The sequence below is a fragment of the Pseudoalteromonas sp. NH0006-46 genome (genome assembly GCF_057547735.1).
Genome location: NZ_BAAJML010000006.1, coordinates 135,809 through 148,255, shown reverse-complemented (window position 1 = coordinate 148,255; position 12,447 = coordinate 135,809). Strand labels below are relative to the sequence as shown.

Genomic DNA, 12,447 nt, shown 5'->3' with positions numbered 1-12,447 from the left:
TTATTTTCTAAAGTTGTTTTGGTTAGCTAAAAACCAATCGTAAGTACTAGTAAGGCCTTGTTTTAGGTCAATACTGTACTGCCAACCTAGGTCTTTTAAGCGCGATACATTCATTAACTTACGTGGTGCGCCATCGGGCTTGGTTGCATCAAACTCAATAGTGCCTGTAAAGCCCACTACTTGTGCTACGGTTTCAACTAATTCACGTATAGTGCAATCTACGCCTGTACCCACGTTTATATGGCTTAGCATGTCTCGCGTGTTGGCTTGGTAGGTTTCGTTATTTAGGTTCATAACGTAAATAGAGGCTGCTGCCATGTCGTCTACGTGTAAAAACTCACGCATAGGCTTACCCGAGCCCCACGCAACCACGTTGCTGTCGCCATTGAGCTTAGCTTCGTGAAAACGGCGTAACAATGCAGGTATAACATGAGAGTTTTCAGGGTGAAAATTATCGTTTTCACCATATAAATTAGTTGGCATTACCGAGCGGTAATTACGGCCGTATTGGCGGTTGTAAGACTCGCACATTTTAATACCGGCAATTTTAGCAATAGCATAAGGCTCGTTGGTTGGCTCTAGCGTACCCGTTAATAAAGCCTGTTCGGTCATGGGTTGTGTTGCAAGCTTTGGGTAAATGCATGATGAACCTAAAAACAATAAGTCGTTAACGCCGGCTAAATGCGCGCTGTGTATTATATTATTTTGTATAGTTAGGTTTTGGTAAATAAATTCAGCTGGGTAGGTATTATTAGCAACAATACCGCCTACTTTAGCCGCTGCTAAATATACTTGGTCAATTTTATTGGTTTCAAAAAAATGTTTAACCGCTGTTTGATCAAGTAAATTTAATTCACTACGGTCTTGAGTAATTACATTTATGTTGGGGTTTAACGCTAACTGGCGAACAATAGCCGAGCCCACCATGCCTTTATGGCCCGCTACAAAAATAGTTTTCATAATAAATCCATGTAAAGTGTGCTGCACACTTAGGTGCAGCATTAATACTTAAATGTTACTCAACACTTACGCTAATGTTGTAACCGTGCGTTTTTAAAATAGCGTGTTGTTTGGCTTTACCTAAATCGTTTTGCACCATTTCGGCACACATTTCTTCTACGGTAATTTCTGGCTGCCAACCTAGTTTAGCCTTTGCTTTAGAAGGGTCGCCTAGTAGTGTTTCAACTTCCGCTGGGCGGAAGTAACGCGGGTCAACTTTTACTATTACATCGCCTACATTTAATGCAGCGGCGTTATCGCCCTCAATTGCGGCTACCGTTGCTATTTCGTCCACGCCTTCACCACTAAACTCAAGCGTTACACCTAGCTCTTTGGCCGACAAGCGCACAAAGTCGCGTACCGAAATTTGTTTACCTGTAGCAATAACAAAATCTTCAGCAACATCTTGTTGTAACATCATCCATTGCATGCGTACGTAATCTTTAGCGTGGCCCCAGTCACGCAGGGCATCCATATTGCCTAGGTATAGGCATTTTTCTAACCCTTGTGAAATATTGGCAAGCGCACGGGTAATTTTACGGGTAACAAAGGTTTCACCACGGCGAGGCGACTCATGGTTAAACAAAATACCATTACAGGCATACATACCGTACGACTCACGATAGTTAACTACAATCCAGTAAGCGTACATTTTTGCAACTGCGTACGGTGAGCGCGGGTGAAACGGGGTTGTTTCTTTTTGTGGTATTTCTTGCACTTCACCGTATAGCTCAGACGTAGATGCCTGATAAAACTTTGTTTTTTTCTCAAGCCCTAAAAAGCGAATGGCCTCAAGCAAACGTAATGTGCCTATTGCATCTACATCGGCGGTGTATTCGGGTGCCTCAAAACTAACCGCTACATGGCTTTGTGCGCCCAGGTTATATACTTCGTCTGGCTGAACTTCTTTTAAAATACGCGTAAGGTTAGACGTATCGGTTAAATCGCCGTAATGCAGAAAAAACTGTGGGTTAGTTTCGTGGAGATCTTGGTAAATATGATCAACTCGCTCTGTATTAAAGCTCGATGCACGGCGTTTAATACCATGTACTTCGTAACCTTTTTCAAGTAACAACTCAGCTAAGTAAGAGCCATCTTGGCCTGTAACACCGGTTATTAACGCAACTTTTTTTGACATGTCATTTCCTTTGGTATCTTTAAAATATTTAGCTTTTTAGCAATAAAGTGGCTTATACTTTCATTTGATATTTGATATTTGATATTTGATGTTTCATCTTTCTACCCTTTTATCAATATCAGGGTAAAAAGGCAGTTGTTTTTGTACTTCCTGAATGTCACCTTTCATTTCAATCTCTATTCTTAAAGTATTATCAGACATACCATTTAAAGTATTTAAATAATCAAAGAACACAGATTCAGATGTATCTTTAGTCCAATAGAATCTATTTAATGTATCGCAATGCTCTATAAAACGGCTTAAACCTAGAGTTTGAAACTCCAAATTTTTATTAAGTTTCCGCCTTCCTTTGGAATTTCTGATAAATTGCTTCCAGATAAAAAAGACTATTTTTTTAATAAATAATTTATAAGCATATTTCTTCTTTAAATAATCATGAGATGCAGAGACAAAAACACTTCCCAAACTTATTTTGTCACTGTCTATATACCCTCTTCTGTGTGATATAAGTTGCTCCATTTGTTTTTGCAATAAATCTTTATCACCTAAAGCGGATGTATCAAACGTTACTGACATCACACAACCAGATATTTTTTTCGACTTTAATACACTATTTCTCTCTGAAAAATCTAACTCTTGATTAGTTAAAGTTATCATTTCATTATCAGTATTTAACAAGGTAATTTCTTTTACAACTTTTGACATTTCACAATTAAAAGCTCCGCTATTATTTACAGCAGCACCTCCAACCGTTCCCGGTATACCAATAAAACCGAGATAATTTAATACGCCTTTATCTACAAGTTCTTTAGCTAGTTTTGTTAGCTTGTAACCACTTTCACAAGTTACAGAGTTATCATCAAATTTAATCCCTCTTAATTTTTTGGTACTTACGATTACGTCATAACGAAGTGACTCTAAGAAATAAATATTCGACGTATCACCAATAATAAAATACTCAATGTCGTTGTTGTTCAAAAAAGTAATTAATCGCTGCAATTCTTTAGAATTATTTGGTACGCAAAAATAATTACAACTACCAAATTTATTACGTTTAGTAATAGCTTTAAGGCTTTCATTTTTTTTATAATTAAGTTTTTCAGCCTGTAAAAAATCATCTAAATCGCGAAGTTCTACATTTTCTATTTCATTATCCGATAAATCTTCGGTTTCTTTAAAGTTCTCTTTTAGACCTGCCGAGTAACCGCTCAACCATGCTGCTTGCAAAGATTCATTAAGTTTAAGACTATTTTCACTTTCGCTCATAAAAATTAGCTCCCGACATTATTAATGTTTCTCCATGATACTACTAACCACTGCCAATAATTTTTAAACACTTAATTTAACAGAGCTACTTAATAATCCCTTAAATGGTTTGTTTAGTTATCAGCCAAAGAACCTTGATCATAAGTACCTATAGTCAAACAAACAATTATACTACTTCCGTATGAAAGCCTTCTTAATCATCCATACACATTTATTTTTCACAATTCTTTTGTTTTTACAGTATTTAATCAAGTTTCATACCCACACCAATTTCATCAAATGGAATATTCTCAAATCCAGCTAACAACTCATTAACTTGGTAATTTTTTGTTGGCTTTTTATCAAACATTTCATGATTATTAAAAAGCACAACATAAGGTTTAGCTTCTGAAAATATTAACTTCCATTTCTCATCAAAAAAAACATTATTACTCACTAGATTACCCACAGGTAATCTAGTGTTTTGCATTAATACATTAGTCAATTCTGGATAACGTGCTTTCCAGACAGCTGATGTATAAGGAACAGCCTCTAGCCTACTTCTTAATTGGCTACCAAAAGCATTTTTTGCCCAAGTAACGCCACGTGCATCAATGTAAACAGATCTGTTAGTATTAATAAATAAATTATTGTCTATTAAGTTATCCCTACCACCACCAACAAACACGGCATGATGAACACTGTCAAATACGTTACCTACAATGGTGGTTCCAGAGAGCTCATCATCCAAATAAATGCCTTTAGCACCTTTGTCCTTATAACCTTGTATGTTATGTAAATAATTATGCTTTATTACGGTACCTCTTGCAGTCCAATCTCTGCCAGAATAGATAGCGCCAGCGTCATTTGACTCTTTAACCACGTGATGAATATTATTGTACTCAATCACATGATCATTTCCTGCAAAATACACGGCGATATGCGGTGCATCGTATATTTCATTCTTTATTGCACAATTACCAACACCAGATAATGATATTCCTGGCTGATAAGTTTTTTTGGTTTTTGCATAATCATGTATCTTATTATTAACTGCACATATATTGGCTGGAGATAATGAGTCTCTGTCTCCGCCATTAAGACTTATGGCGCCAGCCCCAATGGAAAATATATGGCTATTCATAACCTTACTAAAATAACTACCCCTAATGCTTACAGCTTTATTACCAATATGCTTAATCACAAGATTATCCAGCACATTATGTGAACCACCTGTTATTGCAATTGCATTGTTTGTTGCATGTGCAATAGTTATGTTTTTAACCGTTACATTACTTACATCATTAAACTCAAATAAATTTGCCGTAACCGCCAGCTTAACTGGCTTTTGAGAGCCTAAATCACCTGAGGGATAAAAATATACCTCACCCGTCTCTCTGTCTAAATACCACTCATCAGCGTGGTCTAACTCAGACAAAATATTAAACGCAAAATACCGTTGACCTTTTTTGTAACCATAAAAATGATATGGTTTTTTTAGCGATATTATTTTGTTTTTTATATCAATACGGTCAACGGCTTGGATTTCATCTTTCCAATCCCAAAACCAAAAACCGTCAAGCCAAATATCAGGCTCATTTACCCATTTTGTTATTCTATTTCCTTCAAAATAAAACTGCCCTGTTGTACTGCCTTTATGATTCCTAACAATTTTAGTGTCAGGTTCAACCAATCTTTTAATCGTCAACATTCCATTATTTGGGTAACGGGCTAATTGCATTTTTCTATCATCGTAATACAACTCAATGCCACCGGTTTTAATTGTGCCAACATTATTTACTTTATAATCACTCAAATTTGATACATACACATGTTTTTGCACGTCAGGTGACAATTTATTAGCTGGGCTTCTTTTAATTGAGTTATCAGTTAACCTATCCCAGCTTGACAGTATTTTTGCTCCAGAGATAATGACCTGCTCATTTTTAAATGCAGAAATAACCAATGGATAATCCGCAGCTCTAGCATCCAACTTAGATAATGTAACGGAATGACTTAAATAATAGCGCCCTTCTCTTAACCAAATATTTAAGCTATTATTTTTTAAACCTCTAGCTAAATCCAATGCTTGCTCTATTGTGTTAAATGGTCGCTCAATTGTGCCGTCCGCATTATCACCTTCAACAACAACCGAGTTAGCAACATAAATATGCTTAATATCACCTTGCGCATGAGCACAGCCAAAAAAATTGAGCGTTATGCTTATAATAAAAACTGAACTAATGTACTTGTAATAATGCAAGGTCACACCTGTAATTTAAAAACGCTATTAATTAAATAGCTTTAAATAAATGTTTTAAATACTGCTTGCCAAAATGCCAAATAAATCTTGGGTTGGTTGACAAATACCTGCGCCATAAACGCTTTGGCTCACTACATAATCTAAATAACCATTCCATACCTATCTTTTGAATCCAACGTGGTGCGTGTTTTTTACTGCCAGCAATAAAGTCATAGGCTGCGCCCACACCTAACATTACACAATTTAGTTTATCTTTATGCTCTGCCATCCAACGTTCTTGCTTTGGGCAACCAATACCAACAAATAAAACATTTACATTAGCAGAATTTATTTCGGCAATAACGGCAGCACCTTCGTCAGTTGTTAATGGTCTAAAAGGCGGTGAATACGCGTAAGAAATACGAATATCAGGGTAAGTTTGAGTGAGTTTACTTTTGACTAAACTTAACAATTCACCTGAGCTACCACCATAAAAACCTATATTTAGTTTTTGCTCGCCTGATGCTGCACACAATGCATTCATAATATCTTGACCACGAACTTGTTGTGCTGCTTTATGACCAAGGAATTTTTGCGCCCAAGAAAGCGGCTTACCGTCAGGTATTACCAAATCAGCTTTGTTTACAACTTGTTGAAATTCATTGCTGTCTAAGGCCTCAATACACATGTGTACATTCGATACACAAACATATGCACCTTGCTTTTTAGTAGCTAAGGTTACGACTTGTTGCAATACAGAGTCCAAATTGGTGACATCAACATCCATTTTAATAATTTTTTGTTTGAACATATTTTTTAATTCCTACCTACTAGCCTTGAAACCAGTGAGCTATCGATTCTGATTTGATGTAACTTAAAAAAGTTTTTCATTCGAGATTTTATAATGTTCAATCTTTTAAATTTTAAGTTTTCTGTTTTATATAGATAAATGCCTTCACCTGAAAGATCAGATAAAATATTCATTTCTAATGGAATAAGGGAATTGTCCCAAGACATCAAAGCTTTTCCATGACATACAGTAGACAAAATATATTGATATCCATTCGTTGCACTATCTAAGGGTTTATACCCATAAAGATCAACTGTATAATTGTAGTTTTGCAGCTTTGTAACTTGGCGGTTTAAACATGCAGGCTCTAATTCGCAAAACTCATCGTAAACACACTTTGATTCATTAATTTCGACTAAATTTAAATCTCTGAAATCTATAAATAAAGTAACTTGATACAAGTCGCTTCCGCGATGATGAACACCTGCATCTGCGAAATTGGTTGTTAGAGAGTTTCTTGGATACAAAAAATACTTACCAGTTTCAATTAAATATAAAAAGTATTCTTTTTTCCAAGATTTATCAGACCACCTTGACACATTAGGGGGTAAGCTTGAGAGATCTACATTTTGTGCATTTTCCAACCAAACAAAATAATTTTCTAATTGTTTTTTTGAATAAAATTGACCCCAAGATGAAGGCACTTTCATAAAGTAAATATCTTTATTATCATTTAATGGTTTAAATGCGGTATATGCTGTTTCATTAAAATTCGGTGAATAAAGAGAGTAGCCCCCTAGGTAACTTGAATCACCATAAAAAACAGCTACTGACTCGATGTACTTTAAAAGTTGAGTAGAAATAAACAAATCATCTTCTAAAATAACTAAAAAATCATACTCTGTGCCTAATTTCATAGTTTTATATACGTTTTTTTTAAGCCCGATGTTAGTTGGTTGAACGTTAATTTTTTTATTTTCACCGTGCCAATTAAAGTCTTTTGCTACCTTTTCAATCTCAGGAGTACCTCCCCCATCAATACAAAAACACAAATCAACCTTTAATGTTTTAGGAATAACAACTTCAGATAAGGACTGTAAAAGCCTCTTTAAAGGTTTCAATTTGTTATAAGCTACAACTGCTATACAAATATTCATTAGGTTCTCTTTATATTTATTGACTTAATTACTAGCTTTATTCAGCGGTTCTGCATTAGAGCCAACTTCCAACACCACCAAGTATAGGTAAATGCAAATAACACCAAATATTCCAATCCTAAATGATTCCGCTGTTGTCAAAGAACTTATAACTAAATAAAAACCATATACCTTTAAATATACGGTCTCTTTTTTAAATCGTTTAAACATAGGGGTGATCAACATTAATATGTAAATAAACGTGGTAATACCACCAAAATAAAAAGCAAAACCTAACAACCCTAAGTCAGCAGCTATAAAGCCGTTGAGCTCAGTTCCTACATATAAAACATCATACCCATACTGTGAACCCAAATAAGGAAAACCATTACCAAATAATAAAGCAAATTGACTAGGTGAAGTGTCTTCAAATAAGAAGCGGTAAGTTAATACGCGAATATAATCATCGAAATCTTCTAATTGATTTGAAGTTAACTCTATATTCTCTTCAAGAAAATCGACCCCAATCCCACTTTGATATAAAAGCACCCCAAGGCCAACAACTAAAAAATTGATTAAAAATGCTAAGGATAAGTTTTTATAAAAAAAGTATACAAGTAATAATAAGCTAAAAAAATAGGTTAGTAATAAAGTTCTAAAACCCAATAAATAGATAAAAATAAAACAGATAGCTAAAACTACAATATGTTTTAACCGTTTGGTCGATAAATATTTATTTAATGACAACATCCCAACTAAGGTAACAAAACCTACACCTTCTAATCTTAAACGAAGAAAACCTCGGTCAAACTCATCAGCCCTGCCTAAAGGTACGATTTCTGTTGGAAAAACAGCTAGTTGCAATGAAAAAACAATGCAGTAACAAAACAAAAAAATGTAACAAACTGTCTCTAACTTGCCCTTGGAGATGCTACTTTTGATTAACATAAAAAAGATTATGAAATAGAGAAACGTCCGCATTGCCTGAATAGTTCTAAACATATTCTGATCATGAAAATATAGACATGATATTGTAGAAATAAATAAAAATATTAAAAAAAGATAAAAATACTTAATGTATAAGCTTAAAATTTTTGAATTAACTTGGCTGGCTGTCCCCATCTTTTTATTAGTATAAAAAAATAAAAATACACAAAGCATAAAAATAAGATCAATTAATACATTCAGCTTGGCACCAAGGTTATAATAAAGACCAAAAAAATGCACTGAGCATAAAATAGCAACAAATAGCACAGTATTATTAAACCGATCAATGGTCATTAATAGTTATCCCTGTCGAAAACTTTAATACTCTTACTAGATAGGTAATGCTTTTCAACACTTCTCATACGGATATCATTATTAGACTCGCCAACGTTTTTACTGTGTAAATGAATATTACCATATGAAATTACCGCTAATACGTATTCAAATTTACCTGTGTAAGCAATGGCCGTTTTATTTAAATAAGCTGCGGTGTTAAGCCAGATATCATCCGCGTCTTTACAGATATGGTTAAATAAATCTTTATCTAATGCATCTATATGAAGCGCGTTTTCTGGATACAGTACACCACCGCACCCTGTTGGCATTAAATTAAATTTAGGGCTTTGTTCAGCCCCTTTTATCACTTCCCAGTTTGCATAAGGTTGTGTATTATCTATTTTCCGACATCTATTAGCACACAGTGCATTAGGGTATTTTTTGTGAGTATCAATTAAATATTCAATGACTTTTGACTGATAAAAAATGTCATCATCAAATATAATAAATTTACTACTAGGCGTTTCTTTTAATAAAAAGTAATACTTTTTATATGAGCGTAAATCGCCTGCTGTTAAATATATTTCTAAACCTCTGCTCTGTAGCCCCAATAATTTTTTAGGTAATTCATCAAGTGAGTTAAATTGCTGCTCTGACAACCATAAAATAATTCTTTTTGGGCTGACTGTTTGTCTTAATAATGACTCGATGACTAAATGCACATTACCTATACGCTGTGGAAATGATGTTAAGGAAACAACAAAATCGGTTTGTTTTTTTGTATTACTTTTCAAATTGTATTGACTATTGTTTTTTGTGAACGCAAAAACAATCGGTATTACTGTATTTCCAACACTTAAAATCACTAACCTCAATACGGCTGGTACTTTACTAGCAACCAGTATAGGGTGTTTAATTTTAAATGTAGCGTTATATAAATCATGGAAAAAGTCAGTGATCATTTAACGTTATCCAACGAGTCTTTTAAGAATTCTAAAGAATTGGCTCTTAAATCATTTAATTTTTTATCTACCACCGAGTAATCAATATCTTGCAAAATAACGTCTGAATTTTGAGCTTCTTCCAATGTATTAAAAAAGCGTGACTCAAGGCCGAGTGATTCAAGTAAAGATACCATTCTGCCAGCTCTTGCTTGTATTGCTGGTATAGCTATAAAGTTTTTCTTGAAAATAATGGCAAATACCATGCAATGAAATGAGTCTGTGATCACAAATTGACTCGACTCTATATAGGACAACCATTTAGCGACAGACGGAAAAAGTACGGACTTTATGTTACGCCTAAACCTTGCATCATTTAAAAGAACCGCTTGTAATTCACACTTATTGGCAATACTTCTTAGTTGATCCATTTTTTGTTCATCTTTGCCAAAGATATAACAAACTAAGTTTTTAGAAGCTTTTCGTTTCTTAAATACACTACTGTAATCGGTTCTTAACAGTGTTGGATCTAAAACCTGAGTAGTGTCTAAACCAAACTGGTCTTTACAAATACTAACACCAGATGATTCACGAACACCTAAAGCGTTAAATGTTGAAAGTTCTTTTTTTACATCTAAAGTCAGTTCTGGAAAATCCCAAGTGGCAAGGCCAAAACTAGCGGCATAAGCTATTTTGGGTTTATTATTATTGATCCATGAACCAAAGAAAGATAAACAATGTTTTTTTGTTATTTGAGGGTTCCACACTTGGTCACTACCAAAGAAGTAAACATCTTTTTCTACAGCTGGCTCTACCGCTTTTGGTAAAAACGTATCCCTAAAACTTGAAAAAGCCATTGATAAAACTTTATTGCGCAATAACGGGCGTAATTTTTTAGGTTTTTCATGCAGTGGTAAGTCTATTAACTCTACCTCATGGCCTAAATTTTTTATTGACTCAGATAGTGCGTAACACTGTAAAACTGCGCCATAATTGTTTGCCGTGTGAAATGTAATAATGCCTGTTTTCATAATTAATTATCTATAGTTTACTTTTTGTTAAAATGTATAAGTGTAAAGTGTCCATTAGTTAGAATGACTCAAACTTTACTTTTAAATTTATTCAATATTAATGCTTTTATATCTAGATTAAGTTTTTTACTTAAAAGGTAATAGGAAATATAGAAAGAGAGTAATACAACTAGAGTTCCCATCGTAAAATACATATAGCTATTAGTTTGACTTACAATTAAGGCTGAAGCTGCAAATAATAGAACATACATAGCTATTGTTTTCACTAAAAAAGTCGTAGGTTTGTAACCTATAAAATGCATACAAAGTCCACCTACTAAGAAAATGTAAATAACATAGGCAACAAAATAATTAATACCTAATCCTTCAAACCCATAGTTATTTACAAACCAAATAATTAATCCGTAGTTTAATGAGCTAAATAAAAACTGCGCTATTGTGTATTGAATTGCTTCTCCCTTTGCCATTAATGCATAGCCAAATGGGAAACCTAACAAACGGATTATTACCCCCAACATTTGCCACCTAATGATCCATTCCCCTGCTGAGAATTCAGATGAATATAAAATCATTAACAGTATTGGGGCAAAAATAAAAATTCCGACAACAAACGGTAACGACACAAGTAAACCAAACTCAATCTGTTCATTTATTAAAATATTAGCCTGTTGCTTATTTTGGATTACTTGACAAATCTTAGGAAAAAATGCTATGCCCATTGAAGACAAAATAATACCAATGTACAAATTCGATATTGTCCAACTGGCTTGATATATCCCTACCACTTCAAGACTTAAGTTATCTTTTAAAAATATATTTATCATAAAAGTTATAAAAGTCATAAATATAGCTGAAATCCAAAAAGCAAAACCCACCTTCATTAAAATACTCAACTGCTCAAAGCCTTCTGCGAAGGTTAAAGCAAGGGAAGGTATTTTAAGTTTTTTAAGAAAAACAAATGTGGGTATAAATGCGCTTATCGCTACAATAAAAAAGTAAAATGGAATAGCGCTAATTTCAAAAAAAGGGATCAATAGGAATACGATAACATTGCCAATTAAAATCCCTATTAATTGGCTGATGGCTAACGCTTTAATTTCATTTAAGCCGTTAAGTATTGAACGATAACTAGCGGCAAGACAGTTAAATAAAATAACAGCAGCGCAAACTAGAACACCAATTTGATATTCAACATTCCCAAATATAACAGTGCTTAATTCAGCAGAAAATATAGCGACCGTAACTGAACAAATAACTGAAAATGTAATTAAACTGAATTGCGCTACTTTTATGGTTAAATACTTTTTATATTCATCTTGATGGTTTTCTGCAATTTGTTTTACAGAACTTTTTTCAAGCCCTAAACAAGCCACACCTTGTACCATCTCCGTGAAAGAAAGATATAGCCCCCAAATACCTAGACCAGCGGGACCAAAATAAAACGCGATGAGTTTATTACGGATGAGGCCAAATAATAATTTTATTACCTGAACAGCGCCAACAACACCTGTTGTTTTCATTATTGTTTTAAATGAATTACTCATAATAATTTTTGATCACAGACTTAATAATAAGCACATTATATTTCACTATTTCTAAAAAAATCGTGAAATATAATCCACAATATATGTATTCTTTAGCTTACGGCATAATAAATTATGA

10 protein-coding genes are annotated in these 12,447 nt (G+C 34.0%); all 10 read right to left on the bottom strand.

Going from position 1 to position 12,447, the window contains the following annotated elements; all coding sequences use genetic code 11:
- Complete coding sequence (gene fcl, locus AC27I2_RS13070; protein WP_487204505.1) at positions 1–960, bottom strand: GDP-L-fucose synthase; 960 nt, start codon at positions 958–960, stop codon at positions 1–3.
- A 55-nt stretch (positions 961–1,015) separates the two neighbouring features.
- Complete coding sequence (gmd, locus tag AC27I2_RS13065) at positions 1,016–2,137, bottom strand: GDP-mannose 4,6-dehydratase (RefSeq protein WP_487204504.1); 1,122 nt, start codon at positions 2,135–2,137, stop codon at positions 1,016–1,018.
- Between the two features lie 93 nt (positions 2,138–2,230).
- Entirely contained in the window at positions 2,231–3,403 is a 1,173-nt protein-coding gene (locus tag AC27I2_RS13060; protein WP_487204503.1) for an FAD-binding protein, read from the bottom strand.
- A 244-nt stretch (positions 3,404–3,647) separates the two neighbouring features.
- Positions 3,648–5,645, bottom strand: coding sequence for a right-handed parallel beta-helix repeat-containing protein (locus AC27I2_RS13055; RefSeq protein ID WP_487204502.1), 1,998 nt, complete (start codon positions 5,643–5,645; stop codon positions 3,648–3,650).
- A 31-nt stretch (positions 5,646–5,676) separates the two neighbouring features.
- Positions 5,677–6,435, bottom strand: coding sequence for a WecB/TagA/CpsF family glycosyltransferase (locus AC27I2_RS13050; RefSeq protein WP_487204501.1), 759 nt, complete (start codon positions 6,433–6,435; stop codon positions 5,677–5,679).
- A gap of 5 nt (positions 6,436–6,440) precedes the next feature.
- The gene (locus tag AC27I2_RS13045; RefSeq protein ID WP_487204500.1) at positions 6,441–7,571 is read right to left on the bottom strand and encodes a glycosyltransferase family A protein; all 1,131 of its coding nucleotides are present in this window, start codon (positions 7,569–7,571) and stop codon (positions 6,441–6,443) included.
- Between the two features lie 24 nt (positions 7,572–7,595).
- Positions 7,596–8,831, bottom strand: a complete 1,236-nt coding sequence (locus tag AC27I2_RS13040; RefSeq protein ID WP_487204499.1) for a hypothetical protein — start codon at positions 8,829–8,831, stop codon at positions 7,596–7,598.
- Positions 8,831–9,775 (bottom strand): hypothetical protein, encoded by a 945-nt coding sequence (locus AC27I2_RS13035; protein WP_487204498.1) that lies wholly within the window; start codon positions 9,773–9,775, stop codon positions 8,831–8,833. Before AC27I2_RS13035 ends, AC27I2_RS13040 begins: the two co-directional genes overlap by 1 nt.
- Positions 9,772–10,785, bottom strand: a complete 1,014-nt coding sequence (locus AC27I2_RS13030; RefSeq protein ID WP_487204497.1) for a polysaccharide pyruvyl transferase family protein — start codon at positions 10,783–10,785, stop codon at positions 9,772–9,774. The genes AC27I2_RS13035 and AC27I2_RS13030 overlap by 4 nt, the downstream gene beginning before the upstream one ends.
- Before the next feature lie 68 nt (positions 10,786–10,853).
- Positions 10,854–12,329 carry an oligosaccharide flippase family protein gene (locus AC27I2_RS13025; protein WP_487204496.1) on the bottom strand — a complete coding sequence of 492 codons (1,476 nt, stop codon included), beginning with the start codon at positions 12,327–12,329 and terminating at the stop codon, positions 10,854–10,856.
- Positions 12,330–12,447: the final 118 nt, after the last annotated feature.

Excerpts from the sequence above, each read along its gene's own strand:
- AC27I2_RS13025 (WP_487204496.1), bottom strand. The coding sequence starts at position 12,329 with ATGAGTAATTCATTTAAAACAATAATGAAAACAACAGGTGTTGTTGGC.
- gmd (WP_487204504.1), bottom strand. The coding sequence starts at position 2,137 with ATGTCAAAAAAAGTTGCGTTAATAACCGGTGTTACAGGCCAAGATGGC.
- AC27I2_RS13030 (WP_487204497.1), bottom strand. The coding sequence starts at position 10,785 with ATGAAAACAGGCATTATTACATTTCACACGGCAAACAATTATGGCGCA.
- AC27I2_RS13040 (WP_487204499.1), bottom strand. The coding sequence starts at position 8,831 with ATGACCATTGATCGGTTTAATAATACTGTGCTATTTGTTGCTATTTTA.
- AC27I2_RS13045 (WP_487204500.1), bottom strand. The coding sequence starts at position 7,571 with ATGAATATTTGTATAGCAGTTGTAGCTTATAACAAATTGAAACCTTTA.
- AC27I2_RS13035 (WP_487204498.1), bottom strand. The coding sequence starts at position 9,775 with ATGATCACTGACTTTTTCCATGATTTATATAACGCTACATTTAAAATT.
- AC27I2_RS13050 (WP_487204501.1), bottom strand. The coding sequence starts at position 6,435 with ATGTTCAAACAAAAAATTATTAAAATGGATGTTGATGTCACCAATTTG.
- fcl (WP_487204505.1), bottom strand. The coding sequence starts at position 960 with ATGAAAACTATTTTTGTAGCGGGCCATAAAGGCATGGTGGGCTCGGCT.
- AC27I2_RS13060 (WP_487204503.1), bottom strand. The coding sequence starts at position 3,403 with ATGAGCGAAAGTGAAAATAGTCTTAAACTTAATGAATCTTTGCAAGCA.